Raw genomic sequence first — 22,604 nt, forward strand, 5'->3', positions numbered from 1 at the left:
TCATTTATTCCTTCTCTGCCAGTGCCTTCAGGGCTCGCAGACCGATATCGCTGCGCTTGTGCAGCTTTTCAAAGCTGATCTTCTCTGCCGCCTCATAGGCATGGCTCAGCGCATTGGTCAGCCGCGGGCCGGTGGCGGTGACACCCAGCACACGGCCGCCGGCCGTGACAAGGGCGCCGTCCTCGGTGATGGCGGTGCCGGAGTGGTAGACCGTCACATTCTCCTCGCCGGGCAGCTGGCCGTCCACAAGGCCTGTGATGGGCTTGCCCTTCTCGTAAGCCACCGGGTAGCCGCCGGAAGCCAGAATGACGCAGGCGGCAGCACCGTCCGAGAACTTGACCTCCTCGTTTTCCAGCGTGCCGTTGGTGCAGGCCTGCATGATGTGCAGCAGGTCGCCTTCCAGCAGGGGCAGCACCACCTGCGTCTCCGGGTCACCAAAGCGGCAGTTGTACTCGATGACCTTCGGGCCGTCCGGGGTGAGCATCAGGCCGAAGTAGAGGCAGCCCTTGAAGGGGCAGCCCTCGGCGTTCATGGCCTTGATGGTGGGCAGGAAAATTTTCTCCATGCACTCAGCGGCCACTTCCGGGGTGTAGTAGGGGTTGGGAGCAATGGTGCCCATGCCGCCGGTGTTCAGGCCGGTGTCGTGGTCGTTGGCACGCTTGTGGTCCATGCTGGACACCATGGGCTTGACCACCTTGCCGTCCGTAAAGCTCAGCACACTGACCTCGGGGCCGGTGAGGAATTCCTCCACCACCACATGGTTGCCGGATGCGCCGAATTTCTTATCCAGCATGATCTCCTTCACGCCGTCCGCAGCCTGCTGCTCGTTTTCGCAGATCAGCACGCCCTTGCCCAGTGCCAGACCGTCGGCCTTGATGACCACCGGGTACTTGCCCTCGGCCTTGATGTACTCCATGACCTTGGCGGGGTCGTCAAAGGTCTCGTACTTTGCGGTGGGGATGCCGTATTTCTTCATCAGGTCCTTGGAGAACACCTTGGAGGCCTCGATGCGGGCAGCGGCCTTATCCGGGCCAAAGGCCGGGATGCCCACTGCTGCCAGCGCATCCACCATGCCCAGAGCCAGCGGGTCGTCCTGCGCCACCACAACGTAATCGAACTTTTCTTCTACGGCAAAGCCCACCATGGTGTCCACATCGGTAGACTTGATGTTTTTGCACTTTGCGTCATAGCTGATGCCGCCGTTGCCGGGTGCGCACCAGATCTCGCCGCAGTCAGGGCTCTTTTTCAGTGCCTTGATGATGGCGTGCTCGCGGCCACCGCCGCCGACAACCAGAATTTTTTTCTTCATAATTGCACCTTCTCTATGCATCGGCACGGCGGAAGTTTCTCCGAGGACCGTCCGCTGGGGTTGGACCCTGCCGCCGCAGGCCGCAGGGCGGGCGATGGAATGGCCCGATTCGTGTCCGAGGAGGAAGCTTCCGCTGTGCCGTACTATCAGTGATGGAACAGCCGCAGGCCGCAGAAGGCCATTGCGATGCCGTACTTGTTGCAGGTGTCAATGACCTGCTGGTCGCGGATGGAGCCGCCGGGCTGCACGATGGCGGTCACGCCGGAGCGGCGGGCACGCTCGATGTTGTCGCCGAAGGGGAAGAAAGCATCCGAGCCAAGGCACACGCCGGTCACTTTGCTCAGATATTCCTTCTTTTCCTCAGCGGTCAGCGGGGCGGGCTGCTCGGTAAAGGTCTCGGCCCACACATCGTCGCCAATCACATCCTCGGGCGTATCGCCGATGTAAACATCAATGGCGTTGTCGCGGTTGGGCTTTGCCACATCGTCGCGGAAGGGCAGGTTGAGCACCTTATCCATGTGGCGCAGCTGCCAGTTGTCGGCCTTCTGGCCTGCCAGACGGGTGCAGTGGATGCGGCTCTGCTGGCCTGCGCCCACGCCGATGGTCTGGCCGTGGTAGGTGTAGCACACGCTGTTGGACTGAGTATACTTCAGGGTGATGAGTGCAATGACCAGATCACGCTTCTGCTCCTCGGTCACGTCCTTGTTCTCAGTGACCCAGTTGTTCAGCATGGTGTCGGCGTTGATGACCAGCTCGTTGCGGCCCTGCTCAAAGGTGATGCCGTACACCTGCTTGTGCTCGATGGGAGCGGGCTTGTAGGCCGGGTCGATGGCGACCACATTGTAGTTACCCTTTTTCTTGCCGGACAGGATAGCCAGTGCCTCCGGCTCGTAGCCCGGGGCGATGATGCCGTCGGACACCTCGTGCTGGATCAGCTTTGCGGTGGGCACATCGCAGATGTCCGAAAGGGCGATCCAGTCGCCAAAGGAGGACATGCGGTCCGCACCGCGTGCACGGGCGTAGGCATTTGCCAGCGGCGACAGCTCCATATCCGGGGCAATGTGGTACATCTTGCGTTCCACATCGGTCAGGGGCAGGCCCAGAGCCGCGCCCGCCGGGGAAACGTGCTTGAAGGAAGCTGCTGCGGGCAGACCACAGGCAGCTTTCAGCTCCTTGACCAGCTGGATGGAGTTGAGCGCGTCCAGAAAATTGATGTAGCCGGGCTTGCCGTTCAGCACAGTGACCGGCAGGTCAGAGCCATCTTCCATATAAATGCGGCTGGGCTTCTGGTTGGGGTTGCAGCCGTACTTCAGTGCCAGTTCGTTCATTGGTGCATCCTCCTTATTTCTCTATTGTTTTAGTCCTGTTTTTCCTCTGCGTCAAGCTTTTTGAGCAGTTCCAGCTCCTCAGGCAGCAGCTCCGGCTCCTCGGGGTCGTCCAGATCGCTGCACACGGCATCGTACTTGTTAAAGATCATGTCGCCGGTCTCGCCGGAGTCCAGATCAATGACCCGGGCAAACAGGCTCACCTTGTTGTCCGGGTTCAGGCTGCTCCACAGACCCTGTGCAAAATCGCCGATGGTGCGGGGGCAGGCAAAGCGCAGCGGCTCACCCTCAAAGCTGGGGATGGGATTTCCGTTGTGCTTGTAGGTGCTGATGAAATGGCCCTCGCCTGCAACGGGCTGCGGGTAATCAAAGAAATAGCGCTGCACGCTGTCGCCATTGCCGTCCGCAGACTTGAGAATGCTCATCTGATATCTGCCGTCGGCGTACACCACAGCGGAGATGCGGGGGGTGTAGTTGGGGCCGTCCGGCTCAAAGGTGCGGGTGCGCAGGGCATCGGCAAAGCTCTTGCCCTGACTCATCAGGTCATAAATGGTATCGGTCTGGTCGCCGTTGGTCACGATATGGGTCTTGCCCAGCGTCAGCACCGGATTGTAAATAATGAGGCTGGGGTCCTCCAGCTTTGCGGGGTCCGCTGCGATGGTGCAGATGCCGCCGCGCTCGGGCACGGGGTCAAACACACGGTTGCGGCTGTTCTCGCTGCGGCCCATGATAAAGTAGCCAATGAACATCTGGCGGCCATCCGGAGCCATTGCCACAGCAATGCCGCGGCCGGGATACTCGTTGGATGCCAGATACTCGTTCAGGTTGATCTTTTCCATGTCAAATTCTCCTATACGGAACTCCCCCAGTCGCCTGCGGCGACAGCCCCCTCGGAGAGGGAGCCTTGCCTCCCTCCTTGAGGGAGGTGGCACGCCGTCAGGCGTGACGGAAGGAGTTTTCACTCGATCTCTCCGCTGCACACCATAGCCACGGCCTTGGGCAGCAGCTTCCACTCGGCCTGCTCCATCACACGCTTCTGCAGCACCTCGGGGGTGTCGCCGGGCAGGATGTCCACGGCCTTCTGCAGCAGGATGGGCCCGCCGTCGCACTCTTCGTTCACGAAGTGGACGGTGGCACCGGTCACCTTGCAGCCCCGGGCCAGAGCCGCCTCATGCGGACGCAGACCGTACATGCCGGGCCCGCAGAAAGACGGGATGAGTGCCGGGTGCACATTCAGGATGCGGCGGGGATACGCTTCAATGACACTGGGCCCCAGCACGGACAGAAAGCCTGCCAGCACCACCAGATCGATGTTGTGGTCTTTCAACGTTTTCAGCAGAGCTGCGTCAAAATCCTCACTACTGGCGTAATCCTTGCGGCGCACCACGCAGCCTTCCACACCGGCCTTTGCGGCCCGTTCCAGCGCATAGACACCGGGCTTGGAGGCCACCACAAGGGTGATCCTGCCGTTGGGGTTCTCGCCTCGGGCTTCGCTGTCCAGCAGAGCCTGCAGGTTGGTGCCGCCGCCGGAGACTAAAACTGCAATGTTCAGCACAGCTCCACGCCCTCACCTTCTGCAATGACGCCCAGACGGTAAGCTTCCGGCTCACCGTTTGCGTGCAGGATCTCCAGCGCCTTGTCGGCCTGCTCTGCGGGAACGGTGAGCACCATGCCAACGCCCATGTTGAAGGTGTTGAACATATCGTGCTCGGAGATATTGCCGGTCTTCTGCATCAGCTGGAACAGAGCCGGGGTGCGGACATCTGCCTTGTTGATGCGTGCGCAGCAGCCCTTTTTCAGGCTGCGGGGAATGTTCTCGTAGAAGCCGCCGCCGGTGATGTGGGAAATGCCCTTCACATCCACCTCTTCCAGCACCTTGAGCACAGGCTTGACGTAGATCTTGGTGGGAGCCAGCAGGGCCTCGCCCAGCGTCTTGCCGCCCAGCTCTGCAGGGGCAGTGTGCAGCACATCGGGGTTTGCGTCAATGTCAAAGATCTTGCGCACCAGCGAGAAACCGTTGGAGTGCACACCGGTGGAAGGCAGGGCAAGGATCACATCACCGGCTGCCATGGTCTCATTGCTCAGGATCTTTTCCTTATCCACAACGCCCACGGTGAAACCGGCCAGATCGTACTCCTCCTCCGGCATCATGCCCGGGTGCTCGGCAGTCTCGCCGCCCACCAGAGAGCAGTCGGCCTGCACGCAGCCCTCAGCCACACCCTTGACGATCTCGGCGATCTTCTCGGGAATGTTGCGGCCGCAGGCGATGTAATCCAGGAACACCAGCGGCTTTGCACCGGCGCAGATGACATCGTTCACGCACATAGCCACGCAGTCGATGCCGATGGTATCGTGCTTGTCCATGATCATGGCAATTTTCAGCTTGGTGCCCACGCCGTCGGTGCCGGAGATCAGCACCGGGTGCTTGTAGCCGGTGCAGTCCAGCTCAAACAGGCCACCAAAGCCGCCCAGACCGCCAATGCAGTGCTCGTTCATGGTGCGGGCCACATACTGCTTCATCAGTTCAACAGAGCGATAACCGGCGGTGATATCCACACCGGCGGCTGCATAGCTTTCAGAATAGCTTTTTTCCATGGTCTTACTCTCCTAACTTTTTCTCGTCCTTGGGACGGTCGTTCAGGTGGCGTTCGTGAATATCGGTGGAAAGCACCTCGTCCGGCTTCACGGCATATTCGCCGGTAAAGCAGGCGGTGCAGAATCCGCATTTTGTGTTCTTTGCAAGCTGGACAACATGCTCAGTGGAAAGGTAGCCCAGCGTATCAGCCCCGATCACTTCATTGATCTGCTCGACCGTGCGGCCGGTGGCCACCAGCAGCTTCTGATCCGGGATGTCAGTGCCGAAGTAGCAGGGGTACTTGAACGGCGGTGCCGACACCATAAAGTGCACCTCGGTGGCACCGGCATCCCGCAGCAGCTTGATGATGCGGGCAGATGTGGTGCCGCGCACGATGGAATCATCCACCAGCACCACGCGCTTGCCCTTGACCGTGCTGGAAACGACGTTCAGCTTGATGCGCACGCTGTTCTCGCGCTGCTTCTGGCTGCCCTGAATGAAGGTGCGGCCGATGTACTTATTCTTAATAAAGCCGATGCCATAGGGGATGCCGCTCTCCTGCGAGTAGCCGAGAGCTGCATCCAGACCGGAATCCGGCACGCCGATGACCACGTCCGCTTCCACGGGGTGTTCCTGTGCAAGGAACCGGCCGGCCTGCTTGCGGGCCTCGTGCACCGAGCTGCCCTCGATGATGCTGTCCGGGCGGGAGAAATAGATGAACTCGAACACGCACATCTGGGTGTCCGGGCGTCCGCAATGGTCCTTGATGCTGCGCAGCTCACCGGTTTTTGCGTCTGCCACCACGATCTCGCCGGGCTCCACATCCCGCAGCAGAGTGGCACCGGCGGCATCCAGTGCACAGCTCTCGCTGGCAAATACGTAGCCGCCGCCGGGCAGGGTGCCGATGCACAGGGGCCGATAGCCGCGGGGGTCGCGCACGGCGATCAGCTTGGTAGCGGACATGATCACCAGACTGTAGGCACCTTCCAGCACATCCATCGTCTTGCTGATGGCGGTCTCGATGCTGCCCATGCGCAGGCGGTTGCGGGTGATCAGGTAGCAGATCACCTCGGTATCGGAGGAGCCGTGGAAGATGGCACCTTCATTTTCCAGCTGGCGGCGCAGCTCGATGGCGTTGGTCAGGTTGCCGTTGTGGCACAGTGCCATGGTGCCGCGGCCGTGCCGGACGATCATGGGTTGTGCATTGGCCCGCACACGGCTGCCTGCCGTGGCGTAGCGCACGTGACCGGTAGCCATGTGCGCATTGGGGTTTGCCAGACTTGCCAGCACCGCCGGGGTGAACACCTCGTTCACAAGGCCGAGGTCGCGGTGGCCGTTGATCACGCCATCATCGTTCACGGCGATGCCGCAGCTCTCCTGACCACGGTGCTGCAGGGCATACAGAGCCGAGTAGGCCGCAGCGGCCACATCCTCGGTACCGGCACGGTCGTAAATGCCGAAAACGCCGCATTCTTCGTGCAGCGGATATGCAAAATCAGACATTGGTTCTCCTTTACAGCTGGGCGATCTCAGCCTGCAGCTTTTCCTCTTTGGCAGCGATCTGTGCGGCCATGGCGGTGCGCTCTGCTGCCAGCTTTTCGGTCAGAGCGTCGTCGCTCAAAGCCAGAATTTCCGCAGCCAGCCATGCGGCGTTCTTGGCACCGTTCAGAGCCACCGTTGCCACCGGGATGCCGCTGGGCATCTGCACCGTGGCAAGCAGGGCATCCATGCCGTCCATGGCACCGCCCTTCATGGGAATGCCGATCACCGGCAGGGTGGTGTTGGCAGCAAAGGCACCCGCCAGATGTGCTGCCATGCCTGCTGCGCACAGGATCACGCCGAAGCCGTTGGCACGGGCGCTTTTGGCAAACTCCGCTGCCCCGGCAGGGGTGCGGTGTGCCGAAAGGATGTGCGCCTCAAAAGGGATGTCCAGCGCTTTCAGCTGGGCACATGCGCCCTTTACCACCGGCCAATCGCTGTCAGAACCCATGATCACAGCCACTTTACGAACCATATCCAAACCTCTCTTTCTCAACCGACAAACAAAAAAGGCTGCGGTACACCCGTACCACGGCCTTTAATTCTGCGTATGCTCTCCCGACGCTTTGCACAAAGTTGCACGATGCCCCTGACATGCCCGAATGTTGTTTCGACCCATGAGACCCGGCAGCATCTTCATCATTGAAGTTCTCCTTCGCAGTTCCTTGTGCTTGCGTTTTCAGGCGGCGGAAAAGCCCTTTCTGCGGGCCGCCGTCCCTGTACTACATACAGTTTACGGCAAAAAAACATCTTTGAAAAGAGTGTTCCCACAAATTCTACCTTGTGTTTTCATGCCGTCAAAAAACTTTCAAAAGTTTTGTGCAGTTTCGACATTGTTTTTCTTTTTAAGTATGACTTATAGTTTAAGTATATTTTATGTAAATAGGATGCGTTAACTTTTTGTACAATAGACGGACTTTTTTAAAAAATAATTTTTGCTGTAATTGCCCGTGCAGCGCGGATGAGGTCCGCCGGGGCACAGCACACCTGCATGCCGATGCGCCCGCCGGAGACATAGACCTTCTCCTGCGTCAGCACGCTCTCATCGAACACAGTCTTATACTGCTTTTTCATGCCTACCGGGCTGCAGCCACCGCGCACATAGCCGGTGACCTTGTTGATATCGGCCACATGGATCATGGCAACGCTTTTTTCGCCCACACTGCGGGCAGCGGCTTTCAGATCCAGCTCTGCTGCCACCGGAATGACGAACACAAAATAGTTTTTGCTATTGCCCTGCGTCACCAGCGTCTTATACACGCAGGCAGGGTCTTCGCCCATGCTGCCTGCCACATCCACACCTGCCACGGCAACGCCCTCTTCATGAGCGTACTCGTGGGCGGTGTAGGGCACCTTCTCGCGCTCCAGAATGCGCATGGCATTGGTTTTTGCTTCTTTTCCCATTGTAGTATTCCCCTTTATATTTAGCTGGTTCTATTCTTAAGTATGATGGCATTGGGTCAGCGTCCTCGCCCTCTCCGTCATTGCTAACGCAATGCCACCTCTCCCAAAGTGAGAGGCTTTGGCAATCCACGCAAAGTTTCCGTTTTTGCCAAGGGTTCCCCCTTTGGGGGAGCTGCTGAGCGCAAGCGAAGCTGAGAGGGCGAGCCTGCTTTTCCTTTTCCTGCCCCCATTCTACCACTTTCTTCAAAAAAATTCAAAATTCTCTTGACTTCAGTTTCCTGAAGTGATATCATAGCGTCACACACTTCAGAACCCTGAAGTTTGACACTGCAAGCTGCGGCAAAGGAGCCGGTCTCCCTCGCCGTTTCACACGATAAGGCAAAGGAGACAAAGCACTATGATCATCGTACTCAAACAGAACGCACCTGAGGTACAGGTACGCGAGTTCTGCCACGAACTGCAGGATATGGGCCTGCAGATCAACGATTCCAAGGGCAGTGAGAGCCACATTCTGGGCCTGATCGGCGACACCAAGGCCGTGGCCGAGAGCTGGGTGCTGGCAAACCCGGTGGTGGAGACCTGCCGCCGCGTGACCGAGCCTTATAAGAAGGCCAACCGCAAGTTTCACCCGGACGACAGCGTGATCGATGTGGACGGCGTAAAGATCGGCGGCGGAAACTTTGCGGTCATTGCAGGCCCCTGCAGCATTGAGAGCGAGGAGCAGATCACCTACTGCGCACAGCGCGTGAAGGCTGCAGGTGCTTCCCTGCTGCGCGGCGGCGCATTCAAGCCCCGCACCTCGCCCTACTCCTTTCAGGGTATGCGCAGCGAGGGCCTCGACCTGCTCAAGCTGGCACGCCGCGCCACCGGTGCTCCCATCGTGACCGAGATCATGAACACCGAGCACCTGCCCCTGTTCGAGAATGTAGACCTCATTCAGGTGGGTGCCCGCAACATGCAGAACTTTGAGCTGCTCAAGGCCGTCGGCCGTCAGAAGAAGCCGGTGCTGCTCAAGCGCGGCCTTGCCAATACGCTGGAAGAGTTCGTGATGAGCGCCGAGTACATCATGGCTGAGGGCAACGAGAACGTCATCCTCTGCGAGCGCGGCATCCGCACCTTTGAGACCAGCATGCGCAACACCCTCGACCTTGCCGGTGTGGTGATGCTGCACAAGATGACCCACCTGCCCGTTATTGTGGACCCCAGCCACGCCTGCGGCCACGCATGGATGGTGCCGGATCTGGCAAAGGCCGCTGTTGCTGCCGGTGCCGACGGCCTGATGATCGAGGTGCACAACAATCCCGCCAAGGCAAAGTGCGATGGTGCCCAGAGCCTGACCCCCGACCAGTTCGATGAGCTGATGCAGTTCATTGGCAAAGAGGTGGAGTTCTTTGGCAAAAAGCTGAACTGATGATTTGAAAGATCCTCCGCTTCGCTCTGGATATATTCAGCGGAAAGAATATTTTTGATATTGCAAACAAGCCAGACCTGCGGGTCTGGCTTGTTTGCTTTTTCACGGGAGGGTTCGTGGATATAAACGGCATCTTCCGGTTCTGCCCCTTTTCCTGTGAAAAAACAACCCCGGGGCGCTTGCGGTCACCCCGGGGTTATTACAAGAATGATCTACTTTTCAGGAGATCAGGCTCTTTTCCTTGGCCTTATCCCAGACAAGGCAGGTTTGGAGCTTGGTCACATAGCGATAGGGGCGGAACTCGTTTTCCTTCACATCGTCCATCAGACCCTGCTCTTCCATCCAGCTGGCAGCCTGCCGCAGATGAAGGTCGGCGTCATCGATGTCGCTGAAGCTCTTCACCGTCTGCGGTTCCGGGCAGCCGGCCTTTTCCCAGATCAGGGTCGCCAGACCGGCGCGGTTGGAGGGCATGGGGACGCCGGGCATATTCAGCACGCGATAGATGCCGGTTCCGGTTTCGTAAATGCTCCACACGGCTGCACCGGTCAGCGCAACAGCCGCAATGCCGGCCACCACATCGCTGCTGCTGCCGCCGCCGGGATTGACAGGGTCAACACTGCCGCCCTGATACAGCGCTTCGACGGTCACGTTGCAGCCGGGCATCTTAAACTGTGCAGTCTGATCATCGCCCAGATCCAGCTCTTTGCCATCGTCACGCACGGCGCTCCAGCCGAGGAACTCTGCGCCCTCTGCGCCCTCCGGGAGGTTTGCCGTCACGGTCACGAGGGTGTTTTCCGGCACAACGGTGGCAGTATCCAGCTCCTGCTCCCCGGCACCGAGGTTAGCGGTTGCCTTCGCATTTACAGCGTTGACGATGTTGCCGTTGGCATCTGCCAGATAGCGGTATTCCTTGCCATCATCGCCGCGCTTATAGCCGATGATGTAGCCGGAATTCATGCTGATGAGTTTCAGCTTGTTCTGATAGCTGAGATCCTCGTTTTCGTTTTTCAGCGTGATCTGACGGCCGACGCTTGGATCGTCGGTCAGGATCGTTGCCGTACCGGTAAAGTTCCTTTCGATGTCGATCTTCTAGCCATCGCCCAGATGGACATTGTTGGCGTTGTCCTCAAAGGTCGCCTGCTTCAGGGTCACTACGGAGCTTCCAAGATCCTTCAGACGGATGCCGTCTTTGCCGCCCTTGATGGTGCCGCCGTTGATCCGCGTATCGCCGTAATTGCCGGCGCAGTCAATGACCGCGGCATCTGGATTCGTGCTGGCGACCGTACCGTTGTTCATGTGCAGGCCGCCGCGGTTTTCGATGGTGTAGTCTGCGGCCGAGGTAATGGTGCCGCCGTTGATCTCCACACGACCCCATTTGTTGTTGATGCAGCTGGCACTCCTTCCATCAAAAGCACCACGATCAATTTTAAGACCAGCAGATTCATTGCGGATACAATTAAATCCATTATCTGATGTATAGTTGCCGCCATCAATCGTTAACTCACCGTTAGAATTTGTGACTGCAACTTGACACGAGTTCACCGTAACATCGTGCAGTTCCATCGTACCGCCGCCGTTTCCGATTGCTCCATTTTCTGTACTGGAACTAATTGGACCACTGCGCATATAAGTACCTCCGTTAATGATGACTGTACCGGCACTCGTTATTGCATAGCTGCTTTCAGTTTGTGCTGTAATATTATTCAGAGTCAAAGAACCGCTGAAGTTCATCATCAGGTGTGTTCCACCGGAGCCCTTGTATTTACCGTTCGTTACCGTTACCTGTGCCCCAGAATAACTTATGAACATGAAGTGACTCGGGCGCGTTGTACAGTCAACTTCATAGTTACCTTCATTTTCGATGTTTACAATTCCCGCTTTTTTGATATTAAAGAAAGGGTCACATTTGTCTGTAGCTGTAACCTTACCTTTAATGGCAATATTCACCGGCTGTGTCGTATCGGTTACATTGATTTCGATTGGACGAGTATAAGTCCCCTCCGGGATCTCGTAATTGCCGCCTTCGGTGATGGTCATGCCTGTAGTCGGGATCGTTTTGGCTGCGGTATCTTCCTGCGCAGTTACGCCATTTTCAGGCGTACCCCCCCCCCAGAGCAAGTGCATTGACCGGAAGGACAGATGTCATCATGCATGCCGCAAGCACTGCACTGATGAACCGCATCTTCTGTTTTTTCATCCTCAAAACCTCTGCTTTCTGTTAAATTTCTGAGACTTATGTCTCGTATTTTTAGTATAGCACCTCTATTTTCTGCATACAATCTTCACCTGCACTGAAATTTGCCTTGTAATTTCTTCTAATTTTTGTTGCCTTTGCTCGAAATTCTCTGAAACTTTTCCCGGTAGTACCGGTCCCCCCCCCCGGCATTCCATTTTTTGCGTATTTGTGTTATACTATAGTGTATTTGCAATCCACCCTGAAATGAGGTTTTTTATGAAAGCACATATCGCACGCAATCAGAACGCCGATGTCCCGCTGGTTCTGGGCTGGAACCTTTCCCCCGCCGACCGCGGCAAGCTGGAAGGCATGGCTCCTGCTTTTGGCATGAAGGTGCTGCTCGTCTCCCCTGCCGATGCGGGCAAGACCGTGGCACAGCTGCTGGGCGAGGTGGAGACCAAGGCCGCCCGCACGCTGGTGCTGGAGCCGGGTGCCTACCCGCCGGCAGTGGTTCTGGCCAACTTCAAGGAGAAGGACGTGGACACCCTGCTGGATCTGATGAAGCAGGCACAGGTCACCATTCCGCTCAAGGCCGTTGTGACTCCCTCCAACCGCAGCTGGGTGTTCGGCGATCTGCTGGCCCACCTGCAGGAGGAGCACGCCGCCTTTACCGCCGCAAAGGAGAACCACACCGTATGAAGACCCGCGCAAAACGTTTCGTCAGCGCCCTGCTGGCCGGGGTGCTCTGCCTGAGCCTGCTGGCAGGCTGTGCCTCCAAAAAGAAAGAGCTTACCCGCTATTCCACCGTTTTTTATGATGTGTTCGATACCGTAACGCAGGTGATCGCCTACTGCGAGAGCGAGGAAGAATTCAACACCCAGATGGATGCCCTGCACGCAGACCTTATTACCTATAACCAGCTGTATGATATCTACAACGATTACCCCGGCGTGACCAACGTCAAGACCATCAACGACAATGCCGGCAGCGTTCCGGTGGAGGTGGACGACCGCATCCTCTCCATGCTGGAGCTGGCCGACCAGATGTACCAGACCACCAACGGCAAGCTGAACATTGCCATGGGCAGCGTGCTGAATATCTGGCACAATTACCGCGAAGCTGCCGAAGCCGCCGAGACGGATGCCGACAACAAGCTGCCCACCATGGAAGAGCTGGAAGCAGCCGCCCAGCACTGTGATATCAACAACGTGATCATCGACGCGGATGCCAAGACCGTTTATCTGGCCGACCCGGAAATGCTGCTGGATGTGGGCAGCGTGGGCAAGGGCTACGCCGTGGAAATGGTGTGTCAGGCTGCCGAGGCCCGCGGCCTGACCAGCGCTCTGGTGAGCGTGGGCGGCAATCTGCGCGCCATTGGTGTAAAACCGGACGGCAGCCAGTGGACCGGCGGCGTGGAAAACCCGTGGAGCTCTTCGGATATATACACCTCGGATTCCATGCTGGACGGTGCCATCAACATGAGCGATATGGCCCTTGTGACCAGCGGCGACTACCAGCGCTACTACGTGGTGGACGGCAAGCGCTACCACCACCTGATCGACCCGGACACCCTGTTCCCCGCCGCCTACTTTAACGGCGTGACCGTGCTGTGCAGCGACTCCGGCCTTGCCGACTGCCTGACCACCGGCCTGTTCTGCCAGCCGCTGGAGGACGGGATGAAGATCGTGGAAAGTCTGGACGGCGTGGAAGCCATGTGGTGCACACCGGATCAGCAGGTCATCACCTCTTCCGGCTGGGATTCCCATTTGAAAAAGTAACCCTTAAAACGGCAAAAGGCCGACGCAGTGCTGCGTCGGCCTTTTGCTGTTTTATCAGATGGTGAACTGCACCACACAGAATGCCGCGTAGATGCACAGCAGCGCAATGCCCTGCGGGCGGCTCAGCCTGCCCTTGAAGAGGGCGGGCAGGGTGAGCAGCAGCATCACGGCGAACATGACCGGGAACTCCAGCACCAGCGATGCATTGTGGCCAAAGAGCAGGGAGTTCTGCGGGATGGTAAAGGGTGCCACCGCGGCGGAAACACCGCTCACCAGCACCAGATTGAACACGTTTGCACCAATGACATTGCCCAGCGAAAGTGCACCGTGGCCCTTTGCCAGCGAGGTGATGGCCGTGACCAGCTCCGGCAGCGAGGTGCCCAGTGCCACGAAGGTGAGCGCGATCACCGACTCCGGCACGCCCAGTGCCTGTGCGATCAGGGTGCCGTTGTCCACCAGCAGGTTGGCACCCACGGCAATGAGCACCGCGCCCACGGCCAGCAGACCCAGCTCCTTGGCAAAGGATGCATTTTCTTCCGGTTCTTCCTCTTCTTCCGGGGCGGGGGCGTTCTTCATGGCCATCACGTTGCAGATGATATACGCTGCGAACATGGCCAGAAGGATCAGGCCCACCGGGCGGGAGAAGTAGCCGGTGGTGTAGGCCACGCCGGCATAGAAGGCCGCTGCCACAAAGAAGAACAGCACCGGCGTGCGCAGGCTCTTGGGGTCTACCTTGCCCGGCTTTACCGCAATGGTGAGGGCCGCAATGAGCGATGCATTGCAGATGATCGAACCGATGGCGTTGCCGTAGGCGATCTCGCCGTGGCCGGTAAAGGCCGAGGTGGTGGAGACCATCACCTCCGGCAGGGTGGTGCCGATGGACACCACGGTGGCACCGATGAGCAGCTCCGGCACATGGAAGCGGCGGGCAATGCCCGTGGCACCATCCACGAACCAGTCACCGCCCTTGATGAGGCACAGCAGGCCCACGATGAACAGCAAAACAGGAATGAGCATAGTTTTCTCCTTTTATTTTTGGCAGAGCAGCAATAAAAAAGAGGCCTTTATTACATCCTGCCCAGAAACGGGAAAGTGTAATAAAAGTCTCAAGCTTCCGGTGACACAGCGGGCATTTCTGCCGGGATGTCGCTGCGCCACAGCGCACCGTTTTTGCAAAACGAGCGCCCTTTACTCCCTTTTATCCGGAAAATATTATACCGGTTTTTGCACCAAAGTGCAAGAGGAGCGTTGAAATTTCATCCGGCCTTGGTCACTTTCTTCGCGTTGGGATAAATACGCTCCATGCGGGCATCGTCAAAATGCGCATCCAGCAGCATATCGATGCTGTTCTTGGGGCCTTCACCGCTGGTGCGGGCATCGTACCGGGCCAGCGCTAGCGCACTGGTGAGCATGTTCACCGCCATGAATACGGCCAGCAGGACGGTCATCCATGGGCGGACGCGGCTGCGCACCTTCTTCATGCCTCTGAGCACCAGCGGATAGCCGTAGCGCATCCATATCACCGCCGCAATGCCCCAGAAAAAGCAGTACAGCAGGTTGATGCGCCCGCCCAGATTGAACTTGAACTTGCTGTAGTCCCAGAACACGGTGCCGAACAGCAGCTCGGTGACGGCGCTGCATACGTATTCGTACACACCGCCCATGACGGTGCCGAAGGCGAACAGATAGCGGTCGCTCCGGTCCTTTTCCTGACGCAGCAGCACCGTTGCCAGCACCAGCGCCAGACCCCACACCACGCTGAACGGCCCCCAGACCAGACTGGAGCGGCTCATCCAGACCCCGGCGGTCACGCGGCAGAACACCGTCTCCACCATGTCGCCCAGAAACGCGCCGATCACGAACAGCCACAGCAGGTCGGACACGCTGAGGAAGTTCTTTTCCCCCTTCCGGAGCGCAGTCTGCTCCTGCCGGGCCGCAGCCGGGTAAGCATACTGGATGCGTTTTTCAATGTAAAGCGCGATCCTGCGGCGCAGCGTATCCGACCGCTCCCCCAGTCTCTGGTTGAGCTGCTCCAGCATCGGGTGCCGGGCCGCATACTGCTGCACCAGCACCGCCGAACCGATCTGGTCCAGTACCGCCACCGTCAGCGAGACCCATACTGCCGGGCGCAGCAGCCAGACAGGAATATGCGCGCACAGCTGCAGCAACACATTATTGCCCCACAGCACACTTGCCGTGCCCAGTGCACCCCACAGCAGCGAATACTGCAGGCACACATAGCCGTTCAGATTGAATTTTTTGCCGGAATAGTCCCACCACTTGCGGCGGTGCAGGCGTTCCAGCAGCTTGGCGGTGATCCATTCCATCACCGTTGCCGCCATCATACAGGCAAAGAACAGGTAGACCGGCTCGGTGCGCAGGTCGCCGAAACTCACGGCCAGCAGCACGCCGGTGGTACCGTAGATAAAGCAGAACGGGCCTGCCGCCGCACCGCGGTTGGCAAACCTTCCGCCCCGGATGGTCGCGACTACCGTCTCAGCCACCCAGCCCAAAAAGGAATATACTAGATAAATAACACCCAGAGTATAGAAGTTCAGCGTCATAAGGTTCCTTTCGCTTCCAGTTTTTTCTTACTGCATTGATTGTACCTGTTTTGGGCGCTGTGTACAAGAGCCGTGCAGAAATTTTGTCACTCTGCGACGCGGCAGGCTCTCCGGGCATCTCTGAAAAGACGAAGATCCAGCCTGTTGCTTTGTTTTCAGATACATCTTAGAAAAAGGCCCTGCCATCCCGAAGGACAGCAGGGCTCAAAATTACAGCTTGAATTTACAGAGTGGAATCACAGCTGGCTCTTATACAGCTCCACGATCTCTTCCACGCTGGTGTCGCGGGGATTGCCGGGACGGCAGGCATCCGCAAATGCGGACTCGGCGAGGAACTGGATATCCTCTTCCTTCAGGATGCCGTGCAGATTTGTGGGGATGCCCACGTCTGCGCTCAGCTGCTTGACGGCGGCGATGGTGGCGTCAGCGGCTTCCACATCGTTCATCTCATCGATGCCCACAACGCCCATGGCCTTGCCCACGGCGCGGTAGCGCTCACCGGCAACGCTCTTGTTGTACTCCAAACCCACCGGCAGCAGGATGGCGCAGGCCACACCGTGCGGGGTGTCGTACAGAGCGGACAGACCATGTGCCATGGAGTGGACGATGCCCAGACCCACATTGGAGAAGCCCATGCCGGCGATGTACTGGCCCAGAGCCATGCCCTCGCGGCCTTCCGGGGTGTTCTGCACTGCGCCGCGCAGGCTCTGGCTGATGAGCTTGATGGCTTCCAGATGGAACATATCGGAGATGACGCAGTGACCCTTGGTAATGTAGCCCTCGATGGCGTGGGTCAGAGCATCCATGCCGGTGGCAGCGGTCAGGCCCTTGGGCATGGAGGACATCATATCGGGATCGACCACGGCGATCTCGGGGATATCGTTGGTATCCACGCAGACGAACTTGCGCTTTTTCTCCACATCGGTGATGACGTAGTTGATGGTGACCTCGGCAGCAGTGCCGGCGGTGGTGGGAACAGCGATGGTGAACACCGCGTGCTTCTTGGTGGGAGCAACACCTTCCAGAGAGCGGACATCCGCAAACTCGGGGTTATTGATGATGATGCCGATGGCCTTTGCGGTATCCATGGAGGAGCCGCCGCCGATGGTCACGATGCAGTCAGCTTCAGCAGCCTTGAAAGCGGTCACACCGTCCTGCACGTTGGCGATGGTGGGGTTGGGCTTGATCTCGCTGTAAACAGCGTAGGCAAAGTTTGCAGCATCCAGCAGATCGGTGACCTTCTTGGTGACGCCGAACTTGATCAGGTCGGGGTCGGAGCAGACGAATGCCTTCTTGTAGCCGCGGGCGGTCAGTTCAGGAACGATGTTTTCAATGGCACCGTGGCCATGGTAGGAGATGGTATTCAGAACGATGCGGTCAGCCATAGTTATTTTTTCTCCAAATCTCTTTTCCGCCGCTTTCCGGGCGGGGCTCTCTGTTTTTCAGCATAGCACAGTGTCAAAAGCTTTGCAATGTGAAATTGTTTGAATTTATTGTAATTTTTTATCAATGTGCAGTGTTTTATGGGCATTTTTCCAATTTCCCACAGTTTTATGGTGTTTTTTCTTTTTTCCCTTGACAAACAGAGCAAATCGTGTATTATTGTATCAAGCGCTTAGTACAATGAGACAAGGAGATGATACCATGGGCGAACAGTTTGATGCCAGCCGCCCGATCTATGCCCAGCTTGTGGAACGGCTGAAGGCCCGGATCCTGGCCGGCACCTACCCGCCGGGCGGGCATCTGGATTCGGTGCGTGATCTGGCCGCAGCCGCCGGGGTGAACCCGAACACGATGCAGCGGGCCCTTGCCCAGCTGGAGACGGAAGGGCTGGTGCGCACCGAACGCACCGCAGGCCGCTATGTTACGGAGGATACTGCATTGATCGAACAGCTTCGCGCCGACACCGCCCGGACGCTGGCGTCGGATTTTCTGGAAAAGATGCGCGGCATCGGCTACAGTCCCGCACAGACAGCCGCGCTTTTGGAACACTGGGACGCAAAGGAGGACCGCAATGAGTGAACTTTTGAGCTGTGAAGCACTGACCAAGTGCTATCAGAAGGATAAGACCGCACTGGAAAATGTAGACCTGCACATCGGCTTTGGCCGCATCGTGGGGCTGCTTGGCCCCAACGGCAGCGGCAAGACCACCCTCATCAAGCTGGCGAACGGTCTGCTGCAGCCCAGTGCAGGCAGCATCCGGATCGCCGGCATGACCCCCGGGCCGGACACCAAAGCCATCGTGTCCTATCTGCCGGACGCCGACTGGCTGCCGGACTGGATGCGTGTGGAGCAGCTGGTGGAAATGTTCCACGAATTTTATGCCGATTTTGACCCCGCTAAGGCAAACGAAATGCTGGCCCGGCTGGAACTGGAACCGAAGGCGCGGCTCAAGACCCTCTCCAAGGGCAGCAAGGAAAAGGTGCAGCTGATCCTGGCCATGAGCCGTGCCGCAAAGCTCTACCTGCTGGATGAGCCCATTGGCGGCGTGGACCCTGCCGCCCGGGACTACATCCTGAGCACCATCCTGAACAACTACAGCCGGGATGCGACCGTCATTCTTTCCACCCACCTCATCGGCGATATCGAGCCCATTCTGGACGAAGCCGTCTTTTTGAAGGATGGCCGGGTTTTCGCCCACCGCAATGCCGAAGAGCTGCGCGAGACCGAGGGCATGAGCGTGGATGCATATTTCCGGGAGGTATTCAAATGCTGAAACAGCTGTTAAAATATGAATTCAAGGCCACCGGCCGCACCTATGGCGGGCTGTATCTGGCCCTTGTTGCGCTGGCAGTGCTGAGCGGCTTTTCCCTGCGCAACTCTTCCAAGGACAACTTTGCATCTCTGCTGCTGTTCGCCTACATGGTCGTAGCCGTTGCGGTGGCAGTGGTGTCCGTGATGACCATTGTCACCCGCTTCACCCGCAATCTGCTGGGCCGCGAAGGCTACCTGATGCACACCCTGCCGGTGACGGAAAGCCAGCTCATCCTTTCCAAGCTGATCTCCAGCGTAGTTTGGATGCTTTGCAGCAGCATCGTGGGTATTTTCTCCTTTGCGGTGATGCTGCTGGCTCTGTCTCTGAACAGCGCGGCCCTGCAGCAGCTGCCGGAGCTGTGGCAGAAAGTGGTAGAGATCTTCCGCATGACCGGCAGCTCCGGGTGGCTCTGGCTGATCTTTGAAACGCTGAACGGGCTGGTGGCACTGGTGTCCAGCATCCTGTGCATCTATGCCGCATGCATGATCGGCCACCAGTTCAAAAAGCACATGGTCCCGGCCGGTATTCTGGCATTTTTCCTGCTGTCCTTCCTGCAGAACTGGCTGAGCTCCGGTGTCAGCAGTGCCGACATGCTGCAGGCTGTTTCCGATCCCACCCTTGGCGGTGTAGATGTTTCCATCGCTGCGCCCAGTGCGTTCACCACCCTGTTCGGGCTGGCGGTCAGCATTGCCTTTGCCGCAGGGTACTTTCTGCTGACCCGCTGGCTGATGGAGCATAAGCTGGATCTGGAATGATCTTAATGTCCTCCGCTTTCGCTCTGGGCATTTTCAGCGAAACTACTTCTTAATTGCAATTTGTAAAAGGCCGAACCATAAACTTCATCTGATACAAAAAACATCTGCAAGCTGCCCCATTCCGGGCAAAGCTTGCAGATGTTTTTCTTGTTATAAAGTGTTCAGCACTCGTCGTACTGCTTTTTCAGGTAGTTCAGGCATTCCACCGCGTTTTCCGGGGTGGTGTTCTCCAGCGTTGCAAAGATATAGGGCTTTTCCTGCTTTGCAAAGCGCAGGATGGTGCGGTAGTCCTCCATACCGCCCTGTCCTGCACCCGTAGCAGCCAGCTGGCCGCCCGCATCCTTGCGCAGGAAATCCTTAAAGTGGATCATGGCGATGTCCTTGCCCAGAAGCTCGATGGCCTCGGCGAACACTTCTTCGCGGCGGTCCACATTTTCCATGTTCAGCAGGTTGACGGGGTCGAACAGGATCTGCAGGTTCGGGCTGCCGATCTCGTCCAGCACGATGCGGGCGCGTCTGGCATCGTACACGATGTGCTTGACCACCGGCTCAATGGCAATGGTCACGCCGTACTGCTCGGCGCAGCGCACCACCGGCTTGAAGTTCTTGATAAAGGTGGAAAGTGCGGCATCGCTGCGGCACTCCGGACAGAATTTGTACTCCGCGTTGGGCGCACCGGTCTCGGTGCCCACCATGCCGCAGCCCAGCAGGCTTGCAAAGCGGATATGGGCATAGTATTTTTCCTGAATGGCGTGCAGGGCATCCGCATCCGGGTGGGCAAGGTTCAGGTAGTTGCCCAGCACGGCAATGTCGATGCCGTTTTTCTCAAACAGATGCCGCAGATACAGCGCATAGCCGGGGGTCAGGGCGCTGGGGGTGCAGGGCAGCTCCTTGAAGGATTTGCTCAGAGCCACATGGGCGCAGGTAAAGCCTTTCTGGCGCACCAGCGGCAGCACCTGTTCAACGGGCAGCTTTTCCGCGTCATGCAGACGCAGGCCGAATTGGATCATGGAAAACCTCCTCCTTTCCCGCACAACACGCGGGGTTGCATTGACTTTATTATACACGAAAGCTGCGTTCCATGGAACAGCCTGAAACAAAAAAGAGCATCACTTTGCACCCTCACCGGATACAAATGATGCTCTTTTTTCAGATCTGGTCCTGGCAGATGCGGCTCATTCTCAGCGCCGGTACTTTGCAGCGGCCTGCAGGCGCTGCATCGCACGGTCGAGCGCGATCTTGCTCTGATAATATTCATGCATGCTCTGCTGATGCTGCAAACGCTCCTCGGCACGGATGCGGGCAGCCTCGGCACGGTTCTTGTCGATATCCTCCGGACGCTCGGCGCTGTCCACCAGCACCATCACATAGGCAGGCGTCACCTCGGCAATGCCGTCGCCTACCAGGATGTCCCGGCTTTCACCGTTCACCTCAAAGTGCAGGATGCCCATGTGGATGGCCACCAGTACCGGGCTGTGTCCGGCCTGTATGCCGTACACGCCATCACTGATGGGCAGCACAAGGTCTTCGCAATCGCCCTGATAGTACTCACCGCTGGACGCAGTGATGTTCAGCATGAACTTGTTCATCAGACGGCACCGCCCTTTTCCTCAGCCAGCTTTTCCGCCGCCTTCTGGCGGGCATCTTCCAGCGTACCAACGTTGAAGAACGCCCACTCCGGCAGGTCGTCGGCTTCGCCGTCCACAATGGCGGCAAAGCTGCGCACGGTATCCTGCAGGGGCACATACTTGCCCTTCAGGCCGGTAAAGTTCTCGGCCACAGCAAAGGGCTGGGAGAGGAACTTCTGCAGCTTGCGGGCGCGGGCGACGGTGAGCTTGTCGTTCTCGTCCAGCTCGTCCATGCCCAGAATGGCGATGATGTCCTGCAGTTCCTGATAGCGCTGCAGAATGGACTGCACCTTGCGGGCCACGCGATAGTGCTCCTCGCCCACGATATCCGCTTCCAGAATGCGGGAGGTGGATGCCAGCGGGTCCACGGCCGGGTAAATGCCCTGCTCCACGATCTTACGGGACAGCACGGTAGTGGCATCCAGATGTGCAAAGGTGGTGGCGGGGGCCGGGTCGGTCAGGTCATCGGCGGGGACGTAGACGGCCTGCACCGAGGTGATGGAGCCTTCCTTGGTGGAGGTGATGCGCTCCTGCAGAGCGCCCAGCTCGTTGGCCAGAGTGGGCTGGTAGCCCACAGCAGAGGGCATACGGCCCATCAGGGCGGACACCTCGGAGCCTGCCTGCACGAAACGGAAGATGTTATCGATGAACAGCAGCACGTCCTTGTGGGTCTCCTCACGGAAGTACTCTGCCATGGTCAGGCCGGTCTCGGCAACACGCATACGTGCTCCTGGGGGCTCGTTCATCTGACCAAAGACCAGTGCGGTCTTATTCAGAACACCGGACTCGTTCATCTCGCCCCAAAGGTCGCAGCCCTCGCGGGAGCGCTCGCCCACGCCGGTGAAGATGGAGTAGCCGCCGTGCTCGGTGGCCACGTTGTGGATCAGTTCCTGGATCAGCACGGTCTTGCCGACGCCTGCACCGCCGAACAGACCGATTTTGCCGCCCTTTGCATAGGGGGCCAGCAGGTCGATGACCTTGATGCCGGTCTCCAGGATCTCGGTCGCGGGCTTCTGCTCTGCAAAGCTGGGGGCCTTGCGGTGGATGGGCCAATGCGGCACATCATCCACAGAGCCCTTTCCGTCGATGGGTCTGCCCAGCGGGTCGAACATGCGGCCCAGCGTGGCTTCGCCCACCGGTGCGGTCAGGCCGTGGCCGGTAGCGGTCACGGTCATGCCCTTGCCCAGACCCTCGCTGGCGGAAAGCATGATGCAGCGCACAGTGGTCTCGTTGACATGCTGTGTCACTTCCATCGTGCGCTCGGTGCCCTCGGCGGTCACGGTAAGCGCTTCCTGCAGGGCAGGCAGCTTGCCTGCGGTGAACTGCACGTCCACCACAGGGCCGGCTACGCGAATAATAGTTCCCTGTATCATACGATTGCCTCT

Annotated in this window: 23 protein-coding genes; 7 read left to right on the forward strand and 16 right to left on the reverse strand. The window is 58.3% G+C overall.

The window, feature by feature from the left end; translation table 11 throughout:
- Positions 1 to 4: 4 nt before the first annotated feature.
- The gene (purD, locus tag DWY76_RS09530; RefSeq protein WP_120081177.1) at positions 5 to 1,309 is read right to left on the reverse strand and encodes a phosphoribosylamine--glycine ligase; all 1,305 of its coding nucleotides are present in this window, start codon (positions 1,307 to 1,309) and stop codon (positions 5 to 7) included.
- 15 nt (positions 1,310 to 1,324) lie between these two features.
- Here purD and DWY76_RS14070 point away from each other — a divergent pair, with 15 nt between their 5' ends.
- The gene (locus DWY76_RS14070; protein ID WP_165852614.1) at positions 1,325 to 1,462 is read left to right on the forward strand and encodes a hypothetical protein; all 138 of its coding nucleotides are present in this window, start codon (positions 1,325 to 1,327) and stop codon (positions 1,460 to 1,462) included.
- On the opposite strand, the gene DWY76_RS09535 is transcribed toward DWY76_RS14070, so the two are convergent.
- The 7 genes from DWY76_RS09535 to ybaK all read right to left on the reverse strand — a co-directional run bounded on the left by DWY76_RS09535 (position 1,456) and on the right by ybaK (position 8,152).
- On the reverse strand, positions 1,456 to 2,637 hold the full coding sequence (locus DWY76_RS09535; protein ID WP_097775217.1) for a phosphoribosylaminoimidazolecarboxamide formyltransferase: 1,182 nt from the start codon (positions 2,635 to 2,637) through the stop codon (positions 1,456 to 1,458). The two genes, DWY76_RS14070 and DWY76_RS09535, sit on opposite strands and share 7 nt — an antisense overlap.
- Before the next feature lie 29 nt (positions 2,638 to 2,666).
- On the reverse strand, positions 2,667 to 3,473 hold the full coding sequence (locus tag DWY76_RS09540; protein WP_120081179.1) for an IMP cyclohydrolase: 807 nt from the start codon (positions 3,471 to 3,473) through the stop codon (positions 2,667 to 2,669).
- Between the two features lie 119 nt (positions 3,474 to 3,592).
- Entirely contained in the window at positions 3,593 to 4,189 is a 597-nt protein-coding gene (purN, locus tag DWY76_RS09545) for a phosphoribosylglycinamide formyltransferase (RefSeq protein ID WP_005944461.1), read from the reverse strand.
- Positions 4,183 to 5,229 (reverse strand): phosphoribosylformylglycinamidine cyclo-ligase, encoded by a 1,047-nt coding sequence (gene purM, locus DWY76_RS09550; protein ID WP_120081181.1) that lies wholly within the window; start codon positions 5,227 to 5,229, stop codon positions 4,183 to 4,185. Before purM ends, purN begins: the two co-directional genes overlap by 7 nt.
- A 4-nt stretch (positions 5,230 to 5,233) precedes the next feature.
- The gene (gene purF / locus DWY76_RS09555; protein ID WP_118526396.1) at positions 5,234 to 6,712 is read right to left on the reverse strand and encodes an amidophosphoribosyltransferase; all 1,479 of its coding nucleotides are present in this window, start codon (positions 6,710 to 6,712) and stop codon (positions 5,234 to 5,236) included.
- Positions 6,713 to 6,722: 10 nt separating this feature from the next.
- A complete protein-coding gene (gene purE, locus DWY76_RS09560) occupies positions 6,723 to 7,223 on the reverse strand; it encodes a 5-(carboxyamino)imidazole ribonucleotide mutase (RefSeq protein ID WP_120081183.1) in 501 nt (166 codons plus the stop codon).
- Positions 7,224 to 7,669: 446 nt separating this feature from the next.
- Entirely contained in the window at positions 7,670 to 8,152 is a 483-nt protein-coding gene (gene ybaK / locus DWY76_RS09565) for a Cys-tRNA(Pro) deacylase (RefSeq protein ID WP_120081185.1), read from the reverse strand.
- A 397-nt stretch (positions 8,153 to 8,549) separates the two neighbouring features.
- Here ybaK and aroF point away from each other — a divergent pair, with 397 nt between their 5' ends.
- Positions 8,550 to 9,563, forward strand: coding sequence for a 3-deoxy-7-phosphoheptulonate synthase (aroF, locus tag DWY76_RS09575; protein WP_097775212.1), 1,014 nt, complete (start codon positions 8,550 to 8,552; stop codon positions 9,561 to 9,563).
- Positions 9,564 to 9,782: 219 nt separating this feature from the next.
- Here the strand turns inward: aroF and DWY76_RS09580 are convergent, their stop codons facing one another.
- Positions 9,783 to 10,520 carry a hypothetical protein gene (locus DWY76_RS09580; RefSeq protein ID WP_120081189.1) on the reverse strand — a complete coding sequence of 246 codons (738 nt, stop codon included), beginning with the start codon at positions 10,518 to 10,520 and terminating at the stop codon, positions 9,783 to 9,785.
- A 132-nt stretch (positions 10,521 to 10,652) separates the two neighbouring features.
- Positions 10,653 to 11,600, reverse strand: a complete 948-nt coding sequence (locus tag DWY76_RS13865; RefSeq protein ID WP_133300811.1) for a hypothetical protein — start codon at positions 11,598 to 11,600, stop codon at positions 10,653 to 10,655.
- A 415-nt stretch (positions 11,601 to 12,015) separates the two neighbouring features.
- Here DWY76_RS13865 and DWY76_RS09590 point away from each other — a divergent pair, with 415 nt between their 5' ends.
- Together DWY76_RS09590 and DWY76_RS09595 are read left to right on the forward strand one after the other, a co-directional pair.
- Complete coding sequence (locus DWY76_RS09590; protein ID WP_120081193.1) at positions 12,016 to 12,438, forward strand: DUF3783 domain-containing protein; 423 nt, start codon at positions 12,016 to 12,018, stop codon at positions 12,436 to 12,438.
- A complete protein-coding gene (locus DWY76_RS09595; protein WP_120081195.1) occupies positions 12,435 to 13,517 on the forward strand; it encodes an FAD:protein FMN transferase in 1,083 nt (360 codons plus the stop codon). The genes DWY76_RS09590 and DWY76_RS09595 overlap by 4 nt, the downstream gene beginning before the upstream one ends.
- 54 nt (positions 13,518 to 13,571) lie before the next feature.
- Here the strand turns inward: DWY76_RS09595 and DWY76_RS09600 are convergent, their stop codons facing one another.
- The 3 genes from DWY76_RS09600 to fucO form a co-directional block, all read right to left on the reverse strand.
- Positions 13,572 to 14,534: a calcium/sodium antiporter gene (locus tag DWY76_RS09600; protein WP_120081197.1), complete on the reverse strand. Its 963-nt coding sequence runs from the start codon at positions 14,532 to 14,534 to the stop codon at positions 13,572 to 13,574.
- 239 nt (positions 14,535 to 14,773) lie between these two features.
- Positions 14,774 to 16,081 carry a putative ABC transporter permease gene (locus tag DWY76_RS09605; protein ID WP_120081199.1) on the reverse strand — a complete coding sequence of 436 codons (1,308 nt, stop codon included), beginning with the start codon at positions 16,079 to 16,081 and terminating at the stop codon, positions 14,774 to 14,776.
- Between the two features lie 236 nt (positions 16,082 to 16,317).
- A complete protein-coding gene (fucO, locus tag DWY76_RS09610; RefSeq protein WP_120081201.1) occupies positions 16,318 to 17,466 on the reverse strand; it encodes a lactaldehyde reductase in 1,149 nt (382 codons plus the stop codon).
- Positions 17,467 to 17,725: 259 nt separating this feature from the next.
- On the opposite strand from fucO, the gene DWY76_RS09615 reads away from it, so the two are divergent.
- The 3 genes from DWY76_RS09615 to DWY76_RS09625 are packed head-to-tail and all read left to right on the forward strand — an operon-like array spanning position 17,726 to position 19,591.
- Complete coding sequence (locus tag DWY76_RS09615; RefSeq protein ID WP_120081203.1) at positions 17,726 to 18,103, forward strand: GntR family transcriptional regulator; 378 nt, start codon at positions 17,726 to 17,728, stop codon at positions 18,101 to 18,103.
- A complete protein-coding gene (locus tag DWY76_RS09620; protein ID WP_118526408.1) occupies positions 18,096 to 18,797 on the forward strand; it encodes an ABC transporter ATP-binding protein in 702 nt (233 codons plus the stop codon). Before DWY76_RS09615 ends, DWY76_RS09620 begins: the two co-directional genes overlap by 8 nt.
- Entirely contained in the window at positions 18,791 to 19,591 is an 801-nt protein-coding gene (locus tag DWY76_RS09625; protein WP_120081205.1) for an ABC-2 transporter permease, read from the forward strand. The genes DWY76_RS09620 and DWY76_RS09625 overlap by 7 nt, the downstream gene beginning before the upstream one ends.
- A 161-nt stretch (positions 19,592 to 19,752) precedes the next feature.
- Here DWY76_RS09625 and DWY76_RS09630 read toward each other — a convergent pair whose 3' ends face one another.
- The 3 genes from DWY76_RS09630 to atpD all read right to left on the reverse strand — a co-directional run bounded on the left by DWY76_RS09630 (position 19,753) and on the right by atpD (position 22,592).
- A complete protein-coding gene (locus tag DWY76_RS09630; protein ID WP_120081207.1) occupies positions 19,753 to 20,601 on the reverse strand; it encodes a sugar phosphate isomerase/epimerase family protein in 849 nt (282 codons plus the stop codon).
- Between the two features lie 171 nt (positions 20,602 to 20,772).
- On the reverse strand, positions 20,773 to 21,180 hold the full coding sequence (gene atpC / locus DWY76_RS09635; RefSeq protein WP_005944484.1) for an ATP synthase F1 subunit epsilon: 408 nt from the start codon (positions 21,178 to 21,180) through the stop codon (positions 20,773 to 20,775).
- On the reverse strand, positions 21,180 to 22,592 hold the full coding sequence (atpD, locus tag DWY76_RS09640) for a F0F1 ATP synthase subunit beta (RefSeq protein ID WP_120081209.1): 1,413 nt from the start codon (positions 22,590 to 22,592) through the stop codon (positions 21,180 to 21,182). The genes atpC and atpD overlap by 1 nt, the downstream gene beginning before the upstream one ends.
- Positions 22,593 to 22,604: the final 12 nt, after the last annotated feature.

Origin of the sequence: Faecalibacterium sp. AF27-11BH (assembly GCF_003603005.1) — a bacterium.
Lineage (GTDB): Bacteria > Bacillota > Clostridia > Oscillospirales > Ruminococcaceae > Faecalibacterium > Faecalibacterium taiwanense.

What these genes read in the sequence shown, in the direction of transcription:
- atpC (WP_005944484.1), bottom strand. Translation starts at nt 21,180, where the DNA reads ATGAACAAGTTCATGCTGAACATCACTGCGTCCAGCGGTGAGTACTAT.
- DWY76_RS09600 (WP_120081197.1), bottom strand. Translation starts at nt 14,534, where the DNA reads ATGCTCATTCCTGTTTTGCTGTTCATCGTGGGCCTGCTGTGCCTCATC.
- purE (WP_120081183.1), bottom strand. Translation starts at nt 7,223, where the DNA reads ATGGTTCGTAAAGTGGCTGTGATCATGGGTTCTGACAGCGATTGGCCG.
- purM (WP_120081181.1), bottom strand. Translation starts at nt 5,229, where the DNA reads ATGGAAAAAAGCTATTCTGAAAGCTATGCAGCCGCCGGTGTGGATATC.
- DWY76_RS09595 (WP_120081195.1), top strand. Translation starts at nt 12,435, where the DNA reads ATGAAGACCCGCGCAAAACGTTTCGTCAGCGCCCTGCTGGCCGGGGTG.
- DWY76_RS09625 (WP_120081205.1), top strand. Translation starts at nt 18,791, where the DNA reads ATGCTGAAACAGCTGTTAAAATATGAATTCAAGGCCACCGGCCGCACC.
- aroF (WP_097775212.1), top strand. Translation starts at nt 8,550, where the DNA reads ATGATCATCGTACTCAAACAGAACGCACCTGAGGTACAGGTACGCGAG.
- ybaK (WP_120081185.1), bottom strand. Translation starts at nt 8,152, where the DNA reads ATGGGAAAAGAAGCAAAAACCAATGCCATGCGCATTCTGGAGCGCGAG.
- DWY76_RS09630 (WP_120081207.1), bottom strand. Translation starts at nt 20,601, where the DNA reads ATGATCCAATTCGGCCTGCGTCTGCATGACGCGGAAAAGCTGCCCGTT.
- DWY76_RS09540 (WP_120081179.1), bottom strand. Translation starts at nt 3,473, where the DNA reads ATGGAAAAGATCAACCTGAACGAGTATCTGGCATCCAACGAGTATCCC.
- atpD (WP_120081209.1), bottom strand. Translation starts at nt 22,592, where the DNA reads ATGATACAGGGAACTATTATTCGCGTAGCCGGCCCTGTGGTGGACGTG.
- DWY76_RS09605 (WP_120081199.1), bottom strand. Translation starts at nt 16,081, where the DNA reads ATGACGCTGAACTTCTATACTCTGGGTGTTATTTATCTAGTATATTCC.
- DWY76_RS09590 (WP_120081193.1), top strand. Translation starts at nt 12,016, where the DNA reads ATGAAAGCACATATCGCACGCAATCAGAACGCCGATGTCCCGCTGGTT.
- DWY76_RS09535 (WP_097775217.1), bottom strand. Translation starts at nt 2,637, where the DNA reads ATGAACGAACTGGCACTGAAGTACGGCTGCAACCCCAACCAGAAGCCC.
- DWY76_RS09580 (WP_120081189.1), bottom strand. Translation starts at nt 10,520, where the DNA reads ATGAATTCCGGCTACATCATCGGCTATAAGCGCGGCGATGATGGCAAG.
- DWY76_RS09620 (WP_118526408.1), top strand. Translation starts at nt 18,096, where the DNA reads ATGAGTGAACTTTTGAGCTGTGAAGCACTGACCAAGTGCTATCAGAAG.
- DWY76_RS13865 (WP_133300811.1), bottom strand. Translation starts at nt 11,600, where the DNA reads ATGACCATCACCGAAGGCGGCAATTACGAGATCCCGGAGGGGACTTAT.
- DWY76_RS14070 (WP_165852614.1), top strand. Translation starts at nt 1,325, where the DNA reads ATGCATCGGCACGGCGGAAGTTTCTCCGAGGACCGTCCGCTGGGGTTG.
- fucO (WP_120081201.1), bottom strand. Translation starts at nt 17,466, where the DNA reads ATGGCTGACCGCATCGTTCTGAATACCATCTCCTACCATGGCCACGGT.
- DWY76_RS09615 (WP_120081203.1), top strand. Translation starts at nt 17,726, where the DNA reads ATGGGCGAACAGTTTGATGCCAGCCGCCCGATCTATGCCCAGCTTGTG.
- purD (WP_120081177.1), bottom strand. Translation starts at nt 1,309, where the DNA reads ATGAAGAAAAAAATTCTGGTTGTCGGCGGCGGTGGCCGCGAGCACGCC.
- purF (WP_118526396.1), bottom strand. Translation starts at nt 6,712, where the DNA reads ATGTCTGATTTTGCATATCCGCTGCACGAAGAATGCGGCGTTTTCGGC.